Source organism: Campylobacter sp. LR264d, from assembly GCF_008633895.1.
Lineage (GTDB): Bacteria > Campylobacterota > Campylobacteria > Campylobacterales > Campylobacteraceae > Campylobacter_D.
The window spans coordinates 1-22,599 of sequence record NZ_VJNT01000024.1 but is presented as its reverse complement, the minus strand read 5'-3'; the positions used below and the strand labels follow the sequence as shown (position 1 = coordinate 22,599).

22 protein-coding genes, 1 tRNA gene and 1 pseudogene are annotated in these 22,599 nt (G+C 30.4%); 10 read left to right on the top strand and 14 right to left on the bottom strand.

Annotated elements, in window-relative coordinates:
- Complete coding sequence (gene hisIE, locus FMM56_RS05835) at positions 1-615, top strand: bifunctional phosphoribosyl-AMP cyclohydrolase/phosphoribosyl-ATP diphosphatase HisIE (protein ID WP_150180525.1); 615 nt, start codon at positions 1-3, stop codon at positions 613-615.
- A gap of 21 nt (positions 616-636) precedes the next feature.
- Here the strand turns inward: hisIE and FMM56_RS05830 are convergent, their stop codons facing one another.
- The 5 genes from FMM56_RS05830 to FMM56_RS05810 form a co-directional block, all read right to left on the bottom strand.
- Positions 637-876, bottom strand: coding sequence for a hypothetical protein (locus FMM56_RS05830; protein WP_150140933.1), 240 nt, complete (start codon positions 874-876; stop codon positions 637-639).
- 63 nt (positions 877-939) lie between these two features.
- A complete protein-coding gene (locus tag FMM56_RS05825; RefSeq protein ID WP_150208024.1) occupies positions 940-1,140 on the bottom strand; it encodes a hypothetical protein in 201 nt (66 codons plus the stop codon).
- A gap of 119 nt (positions 1,141-1,259) precedes the next feature.
- Positions 1,260-1,350, bottom strand: a tRNA-Ser gene (locus tag FMM56_RS05820).
- A 44-nt stretch (positions 1,351-1,394) separates the two neighbouring features.
- Positions 1,395-1,955: a hypothetical protein gene (locus FMM56_RS05815; RefSeq protein WP_150208022.1), complete on the bottom strand. Its 561-nt coding sequence runs from the start codon at positions 1,953-1,955 to the stop codon at positions 1,395-1,397.
- A 70-nt stretch (positions 1,956-2,025) separates the two neighbouring features.
- Complete coding sequence (locus FMM56_RS05810; RefSeq protein ID WP_150208020.1) at positions 2,026-3,294, bottom strand: aminotransferase class V-fold PLP-dependent enzyme; 1,269 nt, start codon at positions 3,292-3,294, stop codon at positions 2,026-2,028.
- 114 nt (positions 3,295-3,408) lie between these two features.
- Here FMM56_RS05810 and FMM56_RS05805 point away from each other — a divergent pair, with 114 nt between their 5' ends.
- Together FMM56_RS05805 and FMM56_RS05800 are read left to right on the top strand one after the other, a co-directional pair.
- Positions 3,409-4,200, top strand: a complete 792-nt coding sequence (locus FMM56_RS05805) for a DUF234 domain-containing protein (RefSeq protein WP_223810232.1) — start codon at positions 3,409-3,411, stop codon at positions 4,198-4,200.
- An 8-nt stretch (positions 4,201-4,208) separates the two neighbouring features.
- Positions 4,209-5,225 (top strand): sensor histidine kinase, encoded by a 1,017-nt coding sequence (locus FMM56_RS05800; RefSeq protein WP_150140923.1) that lies wholly within the window; start codon positions 4,209-4,211, stop codon positions 5,223-5,225.
- Here the strand turns inward: FMM56_RS05800 and FMM56_RS05795 are convergent.
- Positions 5,209-6,408, bottom strand: coding sequence for an MFS transporter (locus tag FMM56_RS05795; RefSeq protein ID WP_150140921.1), 1,200 nt, complete (start codon positions 6,406-6,408; stop codon positions 5,209-5,211). The two genes, FMM56_RS05800 and FMM56_RS05795, sit on opposite strands and share 17 nt — an antisense overlap.
- 56 nt (positions 6,409-6,464) lie before the next feature.
- On the opposite strand from FMM56_RS05795, the gene FMM56_RS05790 reads away from it, so the two are divergent.
- From FMM56_RS05790 to FMM56_RS05765, 6 genes are read left to right on the top strand one after another with little or no spacing between them, the layout of a single operon-like run.
- Positions 6,465-7,511, top strand: a complete 1,047-nt coding sequence (locus FMM56_RS05790; RefSeq protein ID WP_150140919.1) for a dehypoxanthine futalosine cyclase — start codon at positions 6,465-6,467, stop codon at positions 7,509-7,511.
- A complete protein-coding gene (locus tag FMM56_RS05785) occupies positions 7,511-8,731 on the top strand; it encodes a M16 family metallopeptidase (protein WP_150208018.1) in 1,221 nt (406 codons plus the stop codon). Before FMM56_RS05790 ends, FMM56_RS05785 begins: the two co-directional genes overlap by 1 nt.
- Positions 8,721-10,532: an ATP-dependent DNA helicase RecG gene (recG, locus tag FMM56_RS05780; protein WP_150208016.1), complete on the top strand. Its 1,812-nt coding sequence runs from the start codon at positions 8,721-8,723 to the stop codon at positions 10,530-10,532. The genes FMM56_RS05785 and recG overlap by 11 nt, the downstream gene beginning before the upstream one ends.
- Before the next feature lie 9 nt (positions 10,533-10,541).
- On the top strand, positions 10,542-11,117 hold the full coding sequence (locus FMM56_RS05775; RefSeq protein WP_150208014.1) for a molybdenum cofactor guanylyltransferase: 576 nt from the start codon (positions 10,542-10,544) through the stop codon (positions 11,115-11,117).
- Entirely contained in the window at positions 11,114-12,082 is a 969-nt protein-coding gene (locus FMM56_RS05770) for a phospholipase A (protein ID WP_150208012.1), read from the top strand. The genes FMM56_RS05775 and FMM56_RS05770 overlap by 4 nt, the downstream gene beginning before the upstream one ends.
- Positions 12,083-12,090: 8 nt before the next feature.
- The gene (locus FMM56_RS05765; protein WP_150140909.1) at positions 12,091-12,447 is read left to right on the top strand and encodes a diacylglycerol kinase; all 357 of its coding nucleotides are present in this window, start codon (positions 12,091-12,093) and stop codon (positions 12,445-12,447) included.
- On the opposite strand, the gene dxs is transcribed toward FMM56_RS05765, so the two are convergent.
- Genes dxs through FMM56_RS05725 form a run of 8 tightly spaced genes read right to left on the bottom strand, consistent with a single transcriptional unit; the run spans position 12,427 to position 21,743 of the window.
- On the bottom strand, positions 12,427-14,292 hold the full coding sequence (gene dxs, locus FMM56_RS05760; protein ID WP_150208009.1) for a 1-deoxy-D-xylulose-5-phosphate synthase: 1,866 nt from the start codon (positions 14,290-14,292) through the stop codon (positions 12,427-12,429). The genes FMM56_RS05765 and dxs overlap by 21 nt on opposite strands.
- A complete protein-coding gene (fliH, locus tag FMM56_RS05755; protein ID WP_150208007.1) occupies positions 14,285-15,094 on the bottom strand; it encodes a flagellar assembly protein FliH in 810 nt (269 codons plus the stop codon). The genes dxs and fliH overlap by 8 nt, the downstream gene beginning before the upstream one ends.
- Positions 15,095-15,103: 9 nt before the next feature.
- Entirely contained in the window at positions 15,104-16,132 is a 1,029-nt protein-coding gene (fliG, locus tag FMM56_RS05750; protein ID WP_150140903.1) for a flagellar motor switch protein FliG, read from the bottom strand.
- The gene (gene fliF, locus FMM56_RS05745) at positions 16,132-17,817 is read right to left on the bottom strand and encodes a flagellar basal-body MS-ring/collar protein FliF (protein ID WP_150140901.1); all 1,686 of its coding nucleotides are present in this window, start codon (positions 17,815-17,817) and stop codon (positions 16,132-16,134) included. Before fliF ends, fliG begins: the two co-directional genes overlap by 1 nt.
- 30 nt (positions 17,818-17,847) lie before the next feature.
- On the bottom strand, positions 17,848-18,954 hold the full coding sequence (gene hisC / locus FMM56_RS05740) for a histidinol-phosphate transaminase (RefSeq protein ID WP_150140899.1): 1,107 nt from the start codon (positions 18,952-18,954) through the stop codon (positions 17,848-17,850).
- A 23-nt stretch (positions 18,955-18,977) separates the two neighbouring features.
- Positions 18,978-19,907 carry an SAM-dependent methyltransferase gene (locus FMM56_RS05735; protein WP_150208030.1) on the bottom strand — a complete coding sequence of 310 codons (930 nt, stop codon included), beginning with the start codon at positions 19,905-19,907 and terminating at the stop codon, positions 18,978-18,980.
- A 28-nt stretch (positions 19,908-19,935) separates the two neighbouring features.
- On the bottom strand, positions 19,936-20,988 hold the full coding sequence (pheA, locus tag FMM56_RS05730) for a prephenate dehydratase (protein ID WP_411675306.1): 1,053 nt from the start codon (positions 20,986-20,988) through the stop codon (positions 19,936-19,938).
- Positions 20,982-21,743, bottom strand: a complete 762-nt coding sequence (locus FMM56_RS05725; RefSeq protein WP_150151287.1) for an HAD-IIA family hydrolase — start codon at positions 21,741-21,743, stop codon at positions 20,982-20,984. Before FMM56_RS05725 ends, pheA begins: the two co-directional genes overlap by 7 nt.
- Positions 21,744-22,125: 382 nt before the next feature.
- Here FMM56_RS05725 and FMM56_RS05720 point away from each other — a divergent pair.
- Positions 22,126-22,389: pseudogene (locus FMM56_RS05720) on the top strand (type II toxin-antitoxin system YafQ family toxin).
- Positions 22,390-22,599 lie beyond the last annotated feature (210 nt).

The following is a 22,599-nucleotide window of genomic DNA, read 5'->3' as shown; positions in this document are numbered from 1 at the left end:
ATGAATGAATTTATAAATAGTATTGATTGGCAAAAGGTAAATAATCTTTTACCCGTAATTGTGCAAAATTTTAAAAGTTGTGAAGTTTTAATGCTTGGATATATGAATAAACAAGCCTTAGAAGAGAGTTTAAAACAAAAAAGAGTAGTCTTTTTTTCACGCACTAAAAATCGCTTATGGTTAAAGGGTGAAGAGAGTGGAAATTTTTTAAATATCATTGATATGGGGCTTGATTGTGATAAGGATACGCTTTTAATCTTAGCAAATCCAGTAGGAGTTACTTGTCATACAGGCAATATTTCTTGCTTTGAAGAGGTATCAAAAAAGGCTGATTTTGTATTTTTATCAAGGCTTCAAAGCCTTATAAATGAAAGAAAAAAAGCAGATGAAAATATCTCTTACACAGCAAAACTTTTTAAAAGTGGCACCAAAAGAATAGCCCAAAAGGTAGGCGAAGAAGGTGTAGAAACGGCCCTTGCTGCTACAATTAAAAATAAGAATGAATTGATAAATGAAAGTGCAGATTTACTTTTTCATTTAAGTGTTTTACTAAGCGATGCAAATTTAAGCTTAAATGAAGTCATAGCTAAGCTTAAAGAAAGGCATAAAAATTAAATGTGTAGAATTTACACAAATTTAGTTATCTTTTTTTATAGGCTTTTTTAAGCCTTTCATCTCCTGATATACTAGCTGTTTTATGGTTTGTATGTTTTTTTTGATATCTTCTAATAAAACGATTTTATAGTCCTTGTTTTCATAGGTTTTATACTGGGCATTTAAGATAAGATAAGCAAGAACGCCCTTTTTATTTAAATTTAAATTTTTTGCAAGTTTTTTTAAGAGTTTTGAATCTTGTTTATTTAGCTTTATTTTCATTTTTTCTCCTTATGAATTTTCATATTTTAGCATATTTTATCCGTTTTTAAATAACTAAAATAGTTATGATATAATCTCAAATAAAGCTACTATTATCAATATTAAAATTATAGTTGTGATTAATTTTCCATCAAGGTCATCTTTTTCATTTGCAAATTTTGCCTCTTGTGCTTGTTTTACCCTTGACAATTTTAGTCTTTTCTTGGCGTTAATTAAATCTTCATGTGTTTGTTGAAGCTTGCGTCTATCATCACTATACTTCATTACATAGCCTAAAATATAAAATATAATAATTCATTATTCACCTTTTTTATATAATAGCTAAAAGAATGTTAAAAAGCAATTTAAAGTTAATAAATTTCAAAAAAGAGATAAATACTTAGTGGCGGACAGAGAGGGATTTGAACCCTCGAAGCCCGATTAAGACTTGCACCCTTAGCAGGGGTGTGGTTTCAGCCACTCACCCATCTGTCCATTTTAAAAACGAGTATTCTAGCAAAAAATAGTTAATTTAAAACTTAAATACTTATATACCCTAGTAAAAAGGTAACTGCACAGCCAAAAATAAAGGTTAAAATTTGCTTATTTCTATCCCTTTTTATAGCAAAAAATGTGATTATAAGACCTGATACATAAAGGGCTAACATACAAAGTCCAAAGCCTATACCCATTACAGAAAAATACCACGCCCCCTTATCTTTATGTAACAAAATCATATCGCCTAATAAGCTTTTTGTTTGAGTAGTGATAGTATAAGAATTCTCATCATTTTTAGCTATACTAGCACTATAATGAAGTGAGCCTATGCTTATTTCATCGCTTTTTCTTTTTTTATTAGTTATTAACTCATCTTTTGGAAGTTTAAGCTTGTTTTCTTTTAAAAACTCCATTAAGGTCAATCTTTCTTCCCCACTATTTATAGCTTTGTTAAGCGTATAAGTGTTAGTTTTCATACCAACATCATCATGAATTCCGCTTATATAACAAATGCCAGTTATTGCATAAAGTAGGGCACAGGGCAAGAAAAAGATACTTAAATAAATGTGAATTTGACGAAAGAGTTTGTTTTTATTTATCATTTTGTCTCCTTTATTGATTATAAATAAAACGATAAAATGATAACACTCAAAAGTAAATTCAATATAAAATTTAAAATTTTAATTTATTAACGCTTTTATTTAAGCTATCAAAAAAATAGTCAACGTCCTTTTTTTCATGTGTATAATGCAAACTGGCCCTTAACCAGCCAGGCTTAAATTTTAAAGGTTGATTATCTTTTAATTTTAATAAATCATGCCCATAAGGTCCTGCACAAGCACAACCTGCCCTAGTTTGAATGTGAAAATTTTTACTTAAATAATATGCTAAATCAAAAGGTGAAAGGTCCTTTATATTAAAAGAAAAAATACAAAGTCTATTTGTTAAATTCTTTGCATAAAGTTCTAAGTCCTTGAAATTTAAGACCTTTTCAAAAAAGTATGTTTTTAATTCTTCTTCTTTTTGATTAATTGCGTTAAGCCCTATTTTATCTTTAATGTCAAAGGCAAGACCTGCTCTAATTAACTGTAAAATTCCAGGTGTTCCTCCTTCTTCTAAGGCCTCTTCATTACACAAATAATCCTGCCCTGTTCTTGAAACATAACCAACAGTCCCTCCTGCTGCAAAGCTTGGTTTAATCCCACATAATTTTTTTTTAATAACTAAAATTCCACAACCTGCCACCCCTCCTATGAATTTATGCGAACTAATAAATAAGGCATCATAAAAATCACAAGATATATTTTTATAAGGGGCAAAAGAAGATGCGTCAAAGGCTACTATACCCTTATATTTTCTAATCAAAGAAGAAATTTTTTCATAATCACTTAAAATTCCTGTTACATTTGAAGCCAAAGAAAAACTAGCTATAATCTTTCTTTTTGCATTTTTTTTTAGGGTATTTTCTAAGCTTACAAAGTCTATTTCCCCCTTCAAATTTAAAGGAATTCTTACATACTCACAAAGTCCTTCTCTAAACGAAAGTTCGTTTGAATGGTGTTCGTAAGGTCCTATTATAACAAGGGGTAAGTCTTTTTTATCAATATTTTTTAGATATTTTTCTTTTATAAAGGGTGTTACATAAATTCCCATTAATTCTTGAAATTTCTTAATAGCACTACTAGCACCCGTACCACACGAAATAACTGCAAAATCCTTACTTAAATTTAAACTTTGCTTTATGGTATTTCTTGCATTTTCGTAAAGTTCTTGCATTTTAAAGGAATTTAAGGCACTATCTGAGTGTGTATTTGCATAATATGGTAAGATTAAACGAATTTTTTTTTCTACGCTTTTTAAGGCCAAAGCACTTGCTGCAAAATCAAAATATAAGGTATTTTTTTTCAAAATTATATCATTTTTTAAATCAGTAATTTTCAATCACAAATCCTTTAAAAATTTGCTAAAATTATACAATATAAACTTTACAAAAAAGGGCAGATTATAAAATTAAGTCATTTTGCAAATGCACATAAGGAATTAAGCTTTAATCAAATAATTGATTTTTACTCGGTTTTTGGTGGCTTAAATGTAGAAAATTTTACGGGGGAACTCTTTTTAGATATTGAAAATCTACTCTTAAAAAACTACGAAAAAATAAATGCTGATTTTAATTTTAATGCCATTAGTTCTTACGCCCTTAACCTTTTAGCAAAAAATAGTCGTAAAAAATATTCTATCTTGCGTAAGATTAGCCATTTTAAAGGCCTTAGCATTATGCAAGAAATGTTAAATTTAGGTATTTTAAAGCTTGAAAAAAGCAAGGAAGAGAAATTTTTCAAAGATAAAAGATATAAGCTTAAAAAAGATTTAAGAAGCTATGTGATACAAGATAAACTAGTATTTAAGGACAATTTTACACGTTTTTTCTTTCGCTTTTTAAAATCAAATGAAAAATTGATTTTAAAGGGCGAGTTTGACATTGTTTTAAATGATATTAAATTAAATTTAGAACATTATCAAAGCTTTTGTTTTGAACAACTTGCTTGTGAGTATTTAGAAGAACAATTTCAGGTTTTAAATGTGCAAAGTTATTGGAATAAAGAATTAGAACTTGATGTTTATTATAAGGATGAAAATTTGTGTTTTATAGGCGAGGTTAAATTTAAACATAAAAAAATTTGTAAAAATATATTAAATCAATTAAAATTTAAGGCAAAAAGGCTAAATTTAACACCTGATTATTATATACTTTTTTCTAAAAATGGCTTTAGCGAACAATTTGACAAAAGTGCGGAAAAAAATGTACTTTTATATGATTTAAATGCCTTTAAAAAACTTATATAAGGAAAAAAATGAACGAACATATATTAAAAAGTCTTGATTCAAGAGAAAAAGAAACCCTGCAAAAAGGGCTTGAAAGCTTAATAGAACAAACCTATGTTATAGAAAATGAGTATAAAATTTTAAATGAAAATTATAATTCTTTAAGGGCTATGGTTAGTGAGATTATCGAAGTTTTGCCCACTGCTTTATGGATTTTAAGCCCTGAAAAAGAAATCATTTTACAAAATCACGAGGCCATTAAAAATGCTGAATTGCTTGATAAAATAAGCCTTGATAAAAGCCATTTTGAGCTTGAATTTAAGGGCAAATTTTACATAGTAAAAATTATATTACAAAGCGATAAAACAATTATCTCAGCCACTGATATAAGCGATGAAAAAAGGAATGAAAGATTAGTTAGCATGGGAAGTGTGGCTGCACATTTAGCCCATGAAATAAGAAATCCAATAGGTTCTATATCCTTACTGGCCTCAACACTTTTTTCAAGAAGTGAGTTAAAAAATAAACACATAGTTTTAGAAATTCAAAAGGCCATTGCTAGAGTAGAAAGGATTGTAAAATCCACCTTGCTTTTTACAAAGGGCGTTCATATCAATGCAAATGAATTTAATTTAATAGAGTTAAAAGAAGAATGCGAACAAGCTATAAATTCTTATAATTTTAGTGAAAATATAGAATTTAAAATGGATTTTTTAGATATTAATATAAAGGCTGATAAAGCCCTTTTAAGCTTAGTCTTGCAAAATTTAATTTATAATGGCATTGATGCCATTGAAGAAGCAGATAATGAAAATGGAAAAATGCGTATTGAAAGCTTTATTAAGGATAAAATTTTATATATTAGGGTTTTTGATAATGGCATTAATATCAAGGATGAAAATTTGGTCTTTGAGGCCTTTAAAACTACCAAGCTTAAAGGAAATGGCTTAGGACTTTGCCTTTCAAAAGAAATTATTAACGCCCATGGTGGAGAACTTAGCTTTGAAAAAGAACCTAAGAATTTTTATTTTACCTTGCCACTTTAAAATATCTAATATAAAAAAAGGTCCAGTAAAAACTAGCTATTATAAAAATAGACCCAAAGATAGCAGTTATGAAATTTAAGCCTAAATTACACTCAAATAAAAACCCTGTCATTATACTAACCAAAACACTAACGCTAAGATAAAGCATATTTGTATAGGCTATTACCCTACCATGAAATTCCTTGTTTGTGTAATGTTGTATAAGCATTAAAGTATAAGACCATAAAGAAGAGGTAAAAAAACCAGCCATCATTATACCAATACAAGAAAGATAAAAATTTTCTTGTAAAAACGCCCATAAAATAAGCCCAAAGCCCTGACCTATGAAAAAAAGATTAAGCCTTTTTGTGTTAATGATTTTACTTAATATAAAAGAACCAAAGACTAAGGATATTGCCCTAACCGAATTTAAAAAGCCTATAATTAAGCTAGAAGATAATTCATCTTTATAATTATGCTTTGCTAAAAGGGTGATTAAGGTTTCATAGGTGGTAATGCCTATTATTGCGTGTAAAATAATTAAATGTAAAATGATTTTATGCTTAAAAATATAAGCAATGCCTTGTTTTATCATTTTTAAGCTTTTGTGATTTAATCTTTTTTTAAAAGTTGGAATCCTTAAAAAAAGCAATAAACAAACGCCAAAGGCTATTAAAATACCATCAAAAATAAAGGCTAGTTGGATATTTAAAAAATATATGAAAATTCCAGCACTTGCCATGCCCGTAGTGTATGAAAGACCCCAAATAATGCTATAAATTTCATTTGCTAGTTTTAAGTCATCTTTATTTAAAATTTTAGCAACTAAACTCATTTGCGTTTGAAAATAAATTTCAGCCACACAAAGCCTTACAAATATGAGTATAAAAAGCATATAAAGCATAGTTAAATTTGTGATAAATACTAAAAAAATTATAGAAAAAAACTCAATAATAGCAGTTATTATAAGTAAATTTTTTGGCTTATTTTTTTCAACTATAATGCCATTAATTGGGGCTAGTAAAATTCCAGGTACAAAAGCTAAAAAGGCACTTGTAGAAATTGCCCAAGTTGGAGCATTTAGGGTTATTAAAAGGGTAAAGACCCCAGTTTGAGAAAACCAAGCCCCAAAATATACTATAAATTGTATAAAGGTTAAAATTCTAATATTTTTATTTCTTTTAAGAAAATTGATATAATTCATAGCTTTCATTATATCTAAGAAGTTATAATATCAAATACAATAAAAAAGGAAATTTTTTGAAAAGACTAGATAAAAAAGAAGCCCTAAATTTACTACAAAATGCTGATTTATACGAACTTGGAAACTTAGCTTATAAAAAAAAGTTAGAACTTCACCCTGATAAAATAACCACCTTTGTCGTGGATAGAAATATTAATTATACAAATGTTTGCTGTATAGATTGTGATTTTTGTGCCTTTTATAGACATGCAAAGGAAAATGATGCTTATATTTTAAGCTTTGAAGAAATTGGCAAAAAGATAGAAGAATTACAAAATATAGGTGGTACCCAAATTTTATTTCAAGGAGGGGTTCACCCTAAGCTTAAAATTGAATGGTATGAGAACTTAGTGGAATGGATTAGTAAGCATTATCCAAATATAACCTTGCATGGTTTTTCAGCAGTTGAGATAGCTTATATTGCTAGGATTAGTAAAATTTCTATTAAAGAGGTTTTAAGCAGACTTCAAAAAAAGGGGCTTTTTTCTATACCTGGGGCTGGGGCTGAGGTGCTAAGTGATAGGGTTAGAGATGAGATAGCCCCAAATAAATGTGATACAAAAACTTGGCTAGAAGTTCACAGACAAGCTCATTTAATAGGCATGAAAAGCACGGCTACTATGATGTTTGGTACCATTGAAACAGATGAAGAATTAATAGACCATTTTGAGCATTTAAGAAAATTGCAAGATGAAACGGCAGGTTTTCGAGCCTTTATCTTATGGTCCTTTCAAAGTCAAAATACTAAGCTTAAACAAAAGCACCCTGAAATTTTAAAACAAAGTTCAAATCGTTATTTAAGGCTTTTAGCCTTGGCTAGATTATACCTGGATAATTTTAAAAATTTACAAAGTTCTTGGGTTACGCAAGGTTCTTTAATAGGGCAACTTGCCTTAAAATTTGGTGCTAATGATTTAGGTTCTACTATGATGGAAGAAAATGTAGTTTCTGCAGCAGGGGCTAGTTATGAAATGAGTCAAAATGAAATGATAAGGCTTATTCGCTCCCTTGGTGAAAACCCGGCAAAACGCAATACAGCTTATGAAATTTTAGAAAGGTTTTAATGCAATACTTAGAAGAAAAAAAAGTAAAAATTCCTTTGATTTTTGAAGAAAATAATGACTTAGATATAGTAGTTTGCAAATTTGTTTTTAAAAATTGTGGTAGAAGTTATGACAAGATAGATGGGCTTTGTAAAATGTTTGCAAATTTATTAAATGAAGGTGTTGATGATAAATTCTTTAAAGAACTTGATTTTAGGGCTATAAGCTTAGAAGCAAGTAGTGGTTTTGAAAGTCTTGAACTTAGCCTTTCAATGCTTAAAGAACAAGCCAAATTTGGCTTTTTAGCCTTAAAAGAACTTTTGCAAAAGCCAAGATTTAATGAAGAAATTTTAAAACGTATTAAAATAAACACGCTTGGGAATTTAGCAAGTAAAAATAGCGACTTTGACTACCTTGCAAAGAGACTTTTAGATAAAAGCATATTTGAGTATGAAGAATTTAAAACCTCAAATAGTGGAGATGAAAAAAGCATTGAAAATATAAATTTAACGCACTTAAAAGCCTTTTACGATGATTTTATTAATCTTTCAAATCTTTGTATAGTACTTGGTGGCAAGTTAGATATTAAAGAATCAAAAACACTTTTGGGTCCTATTTTATCAATTCTTAAAAAAGGCATTATAAGCCAGGCTAAGCACTATGAACTAAGCAAAAAAACAAAGAATGAGATGCTTATTAGAAAAGAAAGCGAACAAGCTTATATTTATTTTTCAAGCCCTATTTTTATAAAAGATAGTGACAAGGATGCATACTTAGCTAAAATCGCCCTTTTTATACTAGGTCAAGGAGGTTTTGGCTCAAGGTTAATGGAAGAAATTCGCGTTAAAAGAGGACTTGCTTATTCAGCCTATGCAATGCTTGATTTAAGGACTTCTTTTCAAAGGGTTTTTGGTTATTTACAAACTAAAAATAAAAGTGCAAAAGAGGCTAAAAATATAGTTAAGGAAGTATTTGCAAATTTTATTAAAAATGGAGTTAATGAAGATGAATTAAACGGGGCTAAAAATTTTTTAATAGGCTCAACCCCTCTTCGCTATGAAAGCTTAATAAAAAGGCTAAATATCGCCTTTAGCGAGTATTATAAAGGCTTAGGAATTGGACATTATAAAAAAGAACTTGATTTTATAGAAAAGACAAAATTAAATGAGTTAAATGCCTATATAAAAAGGCATAAAGAAATTTTAAATTTAAGTTTTGCAAGCGTACAAAATGAAGCTTAGTAATGATGATTATAAACTTTTTACGCGTTTAAATCTTAAAAATGTTATAGACTTAGCCCTTTTACTACCTAAAAAAATTGAAAATTTAAATCTTACAAAGACTCCAAAGGAAAATTCAATCTGTACTCAAAGCATGGTTATTAAACATGTTAGTTTTAATAGTAATCGCTTATTTGGGATTGGATTTTGCGAGGATTTTAATTGTGACTTAAATTTTGTAATCTTTAATGCTAGGGCGTGGCATTTAAATAATTATAAAAAAGGTTCCACCATACTTTTTAACGCAACTCTTAAAATTTTTAACAATACTTGGCAAATTAGCAATCCTAAAATCCTTAAACAAGCCGGTGGCTTTCATCCAAAGTATCAAATTACAGGCATTAAAGATGAATCAATTAAAAATTTAATACAAAAATATGTAAATTATGAAAATTTAAAAGAAAGTGGCTTAGATGATGAGTATATAAATTTTTTACTTACTTTTCATAAATACGATGAAGAAAGCTACATGCTTTTTGAAAATTTAGAATTTCATAAAGATAAATTAAAATACATTGAACTATATAATTTTTTAAGACGTTTAAATTCCATAAAAACAGATATTAAAAGCCATGTGATAAAGCCCTTTGATATTAGTGATTGGCTTAAAACCTTGCCCTTTGAGCCAACAAATGACCAAATAAAGGCCATTGAAGATATAAAAAATGACTTGCAAAGTGACAAGGCAAAAAGGCGAGTTATAATGGGAGATGTGGGTTGTGGCAAGACCTTAATTTTACTTGCAGCTGCTTTAATGGTCTATCCTAAACAAGCTATTTTAATGGTACCTACTAGCATTTTAGCAAATCAAATTTATAAAGAGGCAAAAAAACTTTTGCCAGATTTTATAAATATTTTATTTCTTACAAAAAACAATAAAGAAAAAGAACTTAACGAAAAAATCAAAAATGCAAATTTAATAATAGGCACACACGCCCTACTTTACATAAAATCCCACCAAGCAGTACTTATAATGATAGATGAACAACACCGCTTTGGTTCAAATCAAAGACAAGGAATTTATGCTTTAAGTGATAACGAGTTAGCCCCTCATTTTGTGCAATTTTCAGCCACCCCTATACCAAGAACCCTAAGCATGATACAATCATCCCTTTTAAATTTTAGCTTTATTAAACAAATGCCCTTTGTTAAGGATATTCAAACTATTTGCATTCAAAGAAAGGATTTTTTAAATTTAAAGGCAAAGATTGATGAAGAAATAGCCCAAAATCACCAAGTAATTATTATCTATCCCCTTGTTAATCAAAGCGATAAAATTCAATATAAATCACTTGAAGAAGCCAGTTCTTACTGGCAAACAAACTATAAAAATGTCTTTATAACACATGGCAAGGATAAAAACAAGGATGAAATTTTAGTTAATTTTAGAGATAAAGGCGATATTTTGCTAAGTACCACGGTCGTTGAAGTTGGGATTTCTTTGCCTCGCCTAAGCGTAATTATTATAATAGGGGCTGAAAGGCTAGGTCTTGCAAGTTTACATCAACTTCGTGGCAGGGTTGGTCGCATAGGGCTTAAAAGCTTTTGTTATCTTTATACTAATCTTAATGAAATTCCACAAAGACTAATTGATTTTTCAAATACCCTTGACGGCTTTAAAATCGCTGAAATGGACCTTAAAAATCGCTTGAGTGGTGATTTAATAGGAGGACTTATCCAACATGGCAATGATTTTAAATTTTTTGATTTTGCAAACGATGAAGCAATCTTACAAAAAGTACAAAAAGATTTAAAAAGCTAAGGGTATATCATGAATTTATCAACACTTAATTGCGTTATTTTATGTGGTGGTAAATCAAGCAGAATGAAACAAGATAAAAGTCTTTTAAGCATAAGTGAGAATGAAAATTTAACACAATTTTTAATTGATAAATTTAAAGGCATTTTTAAAGAGGTCTTTGTAAGTGCTAAAAATGATAAATTTAACAATGTCTTTAAGCTTATAAAAGATGATGAAAACTATGATTTTTATGCCTCAATGCTCGGGCTTTATTCTATTTTAAAGACCTTTAAAAATGAATTTGTCTTTATAATTTGCGTGGATTACCCCTTGATAGAAAAAAAACACATTGAAAAAATGGCTACTTTTTTAGATAAAAATTATAAAGCCATAATCGCACAAAGTAAGCAAAAAAAACATTTTTTATGTGGTTTTTATCATAGTAGTTTAGCTAATTTATGTAAAGAAAATTTAGATAAAAACGAACTTAAAATTGAAAATTTGCTTAACAATATCCCTTATAAAAGCGTTGAATTTGACGATGAAAAAAGCTTTTTAAACTTAAATTTTTATGATGATTATTTGAAATTTAAAGGGCTTTTATGAAAAAAATATTTTTTTATTTAAGCCTTTTTACCTTTTTATATGCAAATAGCGAACTAGAACAGGTCTTAGAATATGAAAAAAACGGCGATTATGAAAGGGCCATGAAAATTTATAAAAAAATAGCCTTGCAAAAAAGCGATATAAATAAAAGTTTAAGCTTAACAAAAAAACCTACAAAAAACGAAGAAGAAGAAAATAATATTTTTTCAAACATAGCCTTAAAAAACTATCTTGGCAAGGAACAAAGCTTTAACCCCTTTGGAATTAGTGCTTATAAAATGAATTATTTTTTGCCTTATTCTTATAGCTTTAAAAATTTAGAAAATGGCAATAGCAAATACGAGGTAAAATTTCAATTAAGCATTAAAAAAATGCTTTTTGAAAACCTTATGGGACTTGATGAAAAGTATTATTTTGCCTATACTCAAACTTCTTGGTGGCAAATTTATAAACACTCATCACCTTTTAGAGAAAATAATTATCAGCCTGAGTTTTTTATAGATTTTCCCTTAAATTTTGAAGAAAATCACCTTTTAAATACGCTTAGATTTGGGCTTTTGCATGAGTCAAATGGACAAGGGGACGCTGAGCTTAAATCGCGTTCTTGGAATAGAATCTATCTTAGTACCACGCTTTTTTATGATAATTTTATCTTTGTACCTAGAATTTGGTATAGAATACCCGAACCAAGAAATAATGATGACAACCCTGATATAAGGCATTATATGGGAGCCTTTGATATTAATTTAGGATACGTTGGAAAAAATTTTTTTGTAAATTCTATGTTTAGAAATAATCTTGATTTTAGCGACAATAAAGGGGCTACCCAGCTTGATTTTGGATACGACCTTTTTGATAATGGGGTTTTTTGGTATGTACAATACTTTAATGGCTATGGAGAAAGCTTGATTGATTATAATCGCTATATACAACGTCTATCTATGGGACTTTTAATAGCTTACTAAGGATAAAAATGAAGACAAAATACAATTTTTTTAATAACACAAAATTCGCCTTGCAAGGCATTTTAGCTATGCTTAAAGAAGAAATGGCATTTAGAATAGAATTATTTTTTATACTTCCTTTAATCATCATAAGCCTTTTTTTGCCTATAAGTTTGATTGAACACTTATTTTTAATCCTTGTTTTATTTATCATTTTAATAGCTGAGTGTATAAATTCAGCCATTGAAGCCTGTGTGGATTTAATAACTGACAAATGGCACATAAAGGCAAAAATGGCAAAAGATTGTGCTAGTGCTGGAGTTTTTTTTAGTATAATTTTAGCCCTTATAACTTGGCTTAGCATTTTATTTGTTAATTTTTTCTAAGCACTCATTTATACGAATTTTTAAAGAAGTAGTATCTAAATTTAAAGATTTTAAAACATCTTGGGTCTTACCATGGGTTATAAAACTATCTTCAAATTCAAAGCTAAATAACCTTACTTGCAAATTTTCTTTTTGTAAAAAATCATTTAATAAAGTAGCTACGCCACCTATCTTAGCACTATCACTAAATATAAACCAAATCTTGCATTTAGTAGCTACTTTTATTAAAAGTCCTTTATCTAGTGGCTTAGCAAAGATTAAATCAATAAAATTTGCAAGATCCTTAATGCCATCATTTTCATAAGCCTTTAATACCTCAAAAGCACGGCCACAGCCCTGACCATAACCTATAAAAGCAATGTTACTATTATTTTCGATAAGCCATTCACCCTTGCCAAGCTTTATCTCGCAGGGGCTAAATTCATCATTTAATATAAAAGCCCCCCTAGGATAACGAAGTCCCAAAGGACCCTTGTGAAAATATGCGTATTCCATGATATTTTTCATCATATTTTCATCCCTTGGGGCGATTAAACTTAAATTTGGAATAGGGGCTAAAAAGCTAATATCAAAGGCCCCTTGGTGAGTTTCTCCATCTTCTCCTACAATACCAGCCCTATCCATAGCAAAGACAACATTTAAATTCATAATAGCACAATCATGAATTACCTGATCGTACGCCCTTTGTAAAAAGGTGCTATAAATAGCTATAAAGGGCTTAAAACCTTCCTTTGCCATAGCCGCCATAGAAGTAACTGCGTGTTGTTCGGCAATTGCCACGTCCCAAAAGCGATTAGGATAAAGTTCAATTAAGTTCTCAAGCCCTGTTCCACTAGGCATTGCAGCAGTTACGCCTACTACATTTTTGTATTTTTTTGCCAAACTTAATAAATTTTCACTAAAAATTTGAGTGGCTGTCTTTTTACTCTCACTTGCTTTAATGCTTTGTCCACTTTTTATATCAAAGGCACTCACCCCATGCCATTTTGCCTCTTTTTGTTCGGCTAAAACATAGCCCTTACCCTTAATGGTTTTAGCATGGATAACGCAAGGCTTTAGCATGGATTTTGCTTGTTTTAAAGCACTAATTACTTCTTTTATATTATGCCCATCAATAGGCCCTATATATTCAAGTCCAAGTTCTTCAAATAAAAATCCAGGGCTTAATAGCTTAAAAGTTTCTTCAAAACGTTTAGCCATATAACTAGCCCCATCGGGTAAAAATTCAAGCATTTTTTCTACTCTTTGCTTAAATTTTTGATAAAAAGGCGTAGCCATAGTTTGAGAAATATATTTTGAAATAGCCCCTATTGGCTTACTTATACTCATCTCATTATCGTTAAATATAATAATGCAAGGATATTTATTATCCCCTAACTCATTTAAGGCCTCATACGCCATTCCAGCACTTAATGCCCCATCACCTATCATAACAACAGGAATACGATTTTCATTTTTTAAAAAAATCGCCTTACAAGCCCCTATTGCTAAGGATATTGAGGTACTAGAATGACCTGCTATAAAATAATCTCCATCTTCAACCTTAGTATAACCACTAAGCCCATTAAATTGACGCAAACTTTCAAATTTATCTTCTTTTCCTGTTAATAATTTATGTGCGTAAGATTGGTGAGATACATCAAAGATAAAGGGATTAGTTTTGTAATCAAATACATAGTGCATAGCAATGCTAAGTTCTATTACGCCTAAATTTGAGCTAAGATGCCCTCCATTTTTGCTAACTACATTTATGATTTTTTCACGCAAATTTTTAGCTAATAAATTTAACTCATCTATTTTTAAATTTTGTAATTCTTCGTGTGTATAGGCTAATCTATCATTCATTATTTATCATTTTTTTAACCTTAACAAGCCTATTATTAAGGTTTGATTCTATATTACCAGCATCGCTTAAAATCACAACACTGCCCTTTGTTATGGCATCATCAAGGCTTATTTTTATATGAGTGTTATCTTCAAATTGAGCCTTTAAGTATTCATAATCAGCCGCACTTACCTTTAACTCAATAGCACTTGCCCCCTTTAACTCACTTAAAAGGTCCTTTGCTAAAGCATAGGCAATTTTAGCCGAGTTTTTATCAAGTTCTTTTAAAATAACTTCTTTTGCTATATCAACTGCCGTGTCTGCTAATTCTTTTTCATTTTGGGCTATAAAATTATCCAAATTCTTACAAGCTTCTTCAAGCTTAGCCGTGCTTTTTACATATCTATCTTTAAGTTCTACCATTTCTTTTTCAAATTCAGCCTTAGCCTTTTCATAACCTTCTTTTGTGTATTTTTCCTTAGCGTTTTCAAGTTCGCTACTTAGCCTATTATTAAATTCACTTTCTTGGCTTTCTACTTGCATTTGTAACTTAATAATATTATTTGACATTTCATCCGTTTTTTTAAGCAAATCTTCAACAAAGCTTGGTTGAAAGGCAAGGGGAGTTTCTTTTTCTTCTTCAAAGTTCTCTTCTTTTTCCTTTTCTTCCTTAATCTCTTTTGTTTCTTTATCTTCTTTATGCTCACTTGGCTTTTCTTCTTCTTCTGGCTTAGAAAATTCAGAAATTACCTTAAAACGATAACCTTCAACCACATGTTGATTCGAGGTTTCATTTGAAATGACATTACTTCTAGTTACCATATCTTACGCCTATTCTATCATCTCATCAGCGTCGCCTGTTTGCACAAGCCCTTGTTCTGCAAGTTTTTGAACAACTTCAACGACCTTTCTTTGTGATTCTTCCACATCTTTAACACGCACAGCACCCAAAAAGCCCATTTCTTCTAAGAAGGCCTCACTTGCACGTGAAGACATATTAGAAAGGAATTTTTGTTTTAATTCCTCGCTAGCACCCTTTAATCCTATCATTAAATCGCGTTTATCAGCAGCTTTAAGAATTTCCCTTATAGCTTGAGTACTAAGTTTTTGTATATCATCAAAGGTAAACATTAATTCTTTAATGGTTTCAGCCAAACGTTCATCGCTTTGTTCTATATAAGTAATAGTAGATTTTGATGCCTTTTGACCTAAGCGGTTAAGTACTTCTGCAACGGCCCTTGGCCCTCCAACTTCAACCTTATAAGAAGTAAGGCTTTCAAGCTTGCTTTCAAGGACAGCTGATACCCTTTTTATAATGCTTGGCGAAATATCGCCTAGATTTGCCATTCTTATAACTACCTCAGCCCTTAACTCATCACTAAAATATTCCAATGTTTCAGCTGCATGAATTGAGTCCATGTGTGCTAAAATAAGGGCTATTGTTTGTGGGTGTTCTTTTGTGATAAAGTCTGCTAATTGTTGAGGCTTAATTTGTGCAAGGTATGCAAAATTTTGATTATTTTCCATACTCTTAGTTAATTTTTCTAAAATTTTATTAGCTATATCAGGTCCAAAGGTCCTAAATAAAATTTCCTTAGCATACTCTAAACCACCACTTTTTATGTATTGATTAGATTGTAAAAGGGTATAAAATTCTTCTAAAACTGCTGTAGCTACTGAGCGGTCGACAGATTTTGCCACTGCTATATAGCGAGAAATTTCAGTAATAACATCTATTTCCATATGTGAAAAAACGGAAGTTGTCGCATCTTCTCCAAGTTGTATCAAAAATATCGCAACCTTTTCAGGCATTGATAAATCATCATAAACCATTTTTTGTTCTTCGGTAAGCTTAATCATTATAAGTCCTTATTCTCGCTAAATTCGCTATCATTTTGAATTAAATTTTGTAAAAGGGCTGAAATTTCCTCACTTTTATCGGTCACTAGCCCACGCAGTTTTTCAAGTAAAACGTCATATTGTATAGAATCTTCATTGAAATTATCACCAAAACCAAGTTGTTCTTCAACCTTTTTCCTAGCCGCGTTAAATTTCTCTAAGGTATCTTCTGCATCATCAAGCACAGCATTTGGTCCTTCTTGTGCTTCTTCTTGTGCGGCTGCATCTTCAAGCATTTTTTGCATAAATGGCGCGATAACCTTTTTATAGAAGAAAAATAACAACACCGCTGCGATTAGGTATTTTACAGGAGGTATAAATGGTTCAACAAAACGACCATAGAAGGTCTTAACCTGACTTTCAACCTTAGCACTTTCTTGGTGGAAAGGTAAATTTTGAACTACTACGCTATCCCCTCTTGCAGCGTTAAAATTTATAGTGCTTTTTACTATATTTTCAATACCGCTTAATTGTTCAGGCGTTAATGGTACATATTGATTAGTAACTATCCCATTTTCATCGGCTATATCTTGATATTTGCCATCAATTGTAACAGCAGCAGAAATTCTAATAGGTACGCCAAATTGCTTTTTAGTATTTGTTATAGTCTTTGAAAGTTCGTTATTTGTAGTAACTTGGTCCTTGCTATAAGTTTCTCTTAAACCATCACCTTCAAGCCCTTCTACTGGTCCTATATTTGAAACAGCCCCAGGTACGCCTTGTACTTCTTTATCTTTTCTACCATCTTTTCTTTCAGACAAAGTTTGTTCACTTCTAACTATGGCATTAGGGTCATAAATTTCAGATTGGGATTCTTGTTTTGAAAAGTCAAATTCTATATTTACACTAACTTCTATTTTATCCCTACCACCGGCAAAGGGTGCTAAGGAATTTACAATCTTTTCTTCAAGTTCGCTTTCATAATCCCTTTTATACTTTACCTCAGCAGCAATAATATCTGAATCATAGGCTTCTTGTTCATCAAGGGTTATACCATTTTGATCACTTATCCTAACATTTGCAGGAACTAGTTTTGGCACAGCATGAGATACTATATTTTTAATACCATCTATTTGTTTTCTAGTAAGCTTTAAGCCCTCTCTTATATTTACCACAACAGAAGCAGTAGGGGGCTTTTGTCTATCTACAAAGGTGCTTTCCTTTGGGATAGCCACGTGAACAACAGCACTTTTAATAGGTTCTAAAGTTTCAATAGTCCTTGCAAGCTCGCCCTCTAAGGACCTTTGCGTTTGAATATCTAGTTCTCTAGTAGTTATACCAAATTTAGTAGAATCAAAGCTTTCCCAGCCTATGCGACTTTCTTTAATAAGCCCTTCACTAGCTATAAACATTCTTTGACGATAAACCTGATCAGCTGGTACTAAAATAGTATTTTCATCTCTTAATCTATAAGGAACGCCGTTTTGTTCAAGCCTTGTTACAATGGCAGCTGATGAACTTGGGCTTACATTTTCAACCAAAACAGCATAACCATCACCAACTCCGCCAGTACCACGACTATATAAGCTAAGTCCTACTAAAAAGCCAACAACAACGACAATAGAAGCTGCAATAACGATTCTTTGTTTGCGAGTGAGCTTTTGATAAATTTGCCCAATCTGCAATAACATCGTCTTATAATCCATCAATACCCTCTAAGCGATAATAAAAATTTTTTAGCTATCTTCTTGTAAAATTTTTGCAAATTCATCAAAAAATTTCGCATTCTCCAAAGGCGTCCCTATTGTGATACGAACGGCGTTTAAGCCATAGCTTTTTAAATTTCTTATTATTATACCTTTTTTAAGCAAATTTTCAGCGATAAGTGTACTATTTTTTTTATCTTTGAATAAATAAGTAATGAAATTTGTATAACTTGGTATAAATTCAATACTATTTTGTATAGCAAAATCCTCAAATTTTTTCATCTCATCAAGATTATTTTGCAAGGTTTTTTGAGTAAATTCATTATCTGTCAAAGCAGCAACAGCAGCCTTTAAGCTTAAATTTGTCACATTAAAAGGAGGTCTTAATTTATAAAGTGCCTTGATTATCTTTTCATTAGCTATGCCATAACCTACGCGCAGCCCCCCAAGTCCATAAAGCTTAGAAAAGGTTCCTAAATAAAGCACATTGTCAAATTCCTCTATTAATGCCTTAGGCTTTAACTCCTTATTTTTATCCTTAAAACTTGCAAATTCATTATAAGCAGCGTCAAGTACCACTAAACAATCCTTATCCACCTTTCTTATAAATTTTCTAATAGCAACGCTATCTAAACACTCGCCCAAGGGGTTATTTGGCACACATAAAAAGATAATTTTAACCTTATCTTTGTGTTTTTTATAAAGGTGTTTAAAATTTTTAAGATTATGTTCAATGCTCTTTGTTTTATAGCATTTTGCCCCAACTTGCTTAGCATAAATTTGATACATAGCAAAGCTTACCCCACTTTGCAAACAAGCATGTTCATCATTTAACTTTGCATGAACTGCAAATTCAATTATTTGGTCGCTCCCAGCACCTATTATAAGCTCATTTTCATTAATGCAAAATTTAGCACTCAATGCTTGTTTTAACTCGGCCATACTATCATCAGGGTAGCGATTTGCCTTATTTGCATTTGCTTGTAAGCTTTCAATAACCTTTGAAGAAGTCCCATAAGGATTTTCATTACTAGCAAGTTTTATAACTTCACTAAGCCTGTACTCCTTAGCAATTACTTCTATATCCTTGCCAGGTTCATAAGTAGCTATATTATCTAGCACAGCATTAAATTTCATCTTAGCTCCTTTTAAAATTTTCATTAATAAAAAATTTTATCAAAAATTCCTTTATAGTTAATTTTTTTTAAAAAATTCTCATCTTGCAAAAGCTTAAAAATATGCGATTTTCCTATATGCCTACAACCATTTGTAGCTAAAGAACTATATTTAAGCCAATTAGCATTTAAAAAAAATTTATCAAGTTTATTTTTTAAATTTTGGTTTTGATAAATAATTGCTATGCCACTTTTATATTTTACCTGAGAAAAATCACTAACCACAGCATTTTCCTTAAAAAAAGTGCTTGAAAGATAAAAATTTGCCTTTTTGTTAAAAATCCATTCTTTGCCACATTCTCTATTTTTAGCCAAAGAAACGATAATCACCCTTAAAATATCATTGAAAGGTTCTTGCTTTTCTTTTTGTTTATACCAGCTAAATTCGTTTTTTTCTTGTTTGTAATTTTTACTCCAAATTTGAAAGCAACATTTAACATCCTTTTCTTTTCCATTGCTTAAATAAAAAGAATTCTTAGCTAAAACTTCTTCATATAATAAATTAAAATCCTTAACCTTATATCTAATAGACTCCTTACCTAAGCTTTGAAAAAACATAGGCAATATAAAACACACAAAATCAGCCTCCTTAGAATGCTTTATAAATTCCAATGCCAAAACCCCACGATGCCCAAAAGGTGGTTTTCCTATAACGATTAATGGCTTTTTTGGCAAAGTAAAATTTAAATAATTAGTTTGCAAAATATCAAAAGAACTTTTATTTATATCTACGCCTATTTTTTTATGTGGCAAAAGCTTATAAAAACAACCATCCCCAACACTTGGTTCAAGCCAGGTATATTTTTTAATATTCTCATACTTGCTAATGATTTCCTTGCTTTTTTCAAAAAGATATTGTGCGATTTTTGGCTTTGTAAAATACTCATCGAAAATATTTTCATTATTTTCTTTCATAAGCCCACCATTTATATATTTTAACAATTCACTCTCCTGCTAAATACGACCCAAGCCATACTACGTCGCTACCCTTTAGTGCCCTTTGTACATTTTCATCATCAATGTGACCTTCAAAATCTATATAAAAACTATGTATAAATTCTCTAGTTTTAACAGGTCTTGATTCAAGCTTTGTTATATTGATATTTTCTTTTTTAAATTGTTCTAAAAAGGTACTTAAACTTCCTGGCGTGTGTGCAGTGTGTGCTAGAATCGAGGTTTTACAATTTGGCATTTTTGGATTTTTAATATCACTTAGTATTAAAAATCTAGTCCTATTTGCCAGGTTATCTTCTATTTTTTCAAATAAAATCGGCACATTATAAAGCTTAGCAGCTATCTTAGAACAAATAGCAGCTGAGTATTCATCTTGTGAGGCTAGATAAGCAGCTTGTGCAGTTGATTTACTAGGGATAAACTCAATCTCGCTTAAGGCGTGGCTTTCTAAAAATTTTCGGCATTGATTATAGCCTTGTGGATGAGAATAAATTCTTTTTAACTCCTTTAAATTCTCATTAATACCCACAAAAGAATGGTGTATATCCATATAAATTTCACCAAAAATTTTAATCTTAGTGTATTCGCCTAAGCAATCAAGGGTTATACCAACAGCCCCTTCTGTATTATTTTCAATGGGTACAACTCCATATTTTGCCTCCTTATTCATAAGTTCTTTAAAGACATCTTCTATATTTGAAAGGGCTATATACCTACTCATAGCCCCAAATCTAGCCCTAGCAGCTTGGTGTGAGTAAGTTCCTTCAGGTCCTAAATAAGCCACACTTTGAGGCATTTCTAAATTCCTTGAAACTGCAAAAATTTCTCCATAAATGGCCTCGATAGCATTTTGGTCTAACAAGCCTTTGTTGTTATTTTTAAGGCGATTAATTATAGCACGTTCGCGTTCAGGCCTATAAATAGCACTACCTTGACTTTTTTTAAATTCCCCAACGTTTTTAACATAAGCCATTCTTTCATTTAAAAGCTTTAAAATCGCATCATCAACTGCATCAATCTTAGTTCTTAACTCATCTAGCATGTCAATCCTTTCATAAATTCTAAAACACTTGGATAAACACCCTTTAAAATACTAGTATCAAGCCCCTTAGTATCTGAAATTTTACCACTTAAAACCAAAACACAACTCATTCCAAATTCCTTTGCCTTTACTAAATCACCCTTATAATCATCGCTTATTATACAAATATCTTCAAATTTAGCGTTTTCATTTTGCATTTTAATTAATTTCAAAGCCGTTTCATAAAAGGCCCTACTAGGCTTTCCGACCACTTCATATTCAAATTCATAAGCATTTTTAAGCATAGCCATAATGCTACCAACCCCAGGATATGATAAATTATCCTTTTTATAAATGCTTGTTTCATGCATAGCTATCATTTTAACGCCCTTTTTTGCAAATTCTATCATATTTGCAAAGTCCTTAAATTTAAAATCATCATAACTAGCTACCAAAACAGCCTTAGGGCTTTGATATTCAAGCGTAAAACCTAATTCTTGCAAACTATTTAAAAACTCCTCTGCCCCATAAGCAGCCACCTTGCAAGGCTTGATTAAATTCTCAAATACATAAAAAGGGTCTAAATACGCATATTGCTTTATATCAAGACCTTGTTTTCTAAGTGTGCTTAAAAAATCAAGTTTTTTTGTATTGTTTGTGATAATCACATAAGGTAGATTATTTGCATTTAAAAAGCCTATAAGTTCTTTTGCACCTTCGATTAAGGATTTATCTTTATCACTTAATAAGGTCCCTTGTACGTCGATAAAAAACATAGTTTACTCCAAAAAAATTTTAAAATTATAGCAAAGAATTTTTTATAATTTATTTTTTAAAAAATTTGTTATAATCAGGCTAAAATTTTTAAGAAGTAAATTATACAAAATTATGAAAAATACTTAAATATGAACGAAAAAAAACATCTTGTAACTTCTTTAATGAACGCAGAGAAAAGAAAGGCTAAGTTAAAGGCAGATTTACAAAGCAAGTTAAAGGATGCTAAGAACTTAATCAAATTTTTAAAGAAAGTATTGATGAACCAGAAATAAAATATAAAGAACCTAGCAAGGCTTTATTAAAAGCTATTAAAGAAGTTGAAAATGGTGAAGTATACGGACCCTTTGATACTATAGAAGATGCAATGAAGTTTTTAGAAAAATGAAACTAAAATTTACTAAATCATTTAAAAAATCCTTTAAAAAGCTAAATGATAGCGATAAAGCATTATTTAAAGATATTGCAAAAAAACTACAAAATAACGAAATTTTATATAAAAAATATCACGACCACCAACTTATAGAAAAATTTAAAGATTATAGATAATGCCATTTAAAACCAGATTTGCTTTTAATATATCAAAAACAAGAAGTAGAACTTATTTTATATTGTATTAATATAGGTTATCATAGTGAGCTTTTTTAAAAAAGCTCAAAATTTAACATTTTTAAAATTTTTCCCACAAAACCCCTAAACTTTTTTTTTAATCAAGCGATATAGTGAGTAACAATCGCATGGATGCGATTGAAATTCATTCCAAAAAGGATTTACAATGGGATTTCGTATTAATACAAATGTCGCAGCTCTTACTGCCCAAGCTAATTCTACAAAAAATAGTAGAAGCTTAGACCAATC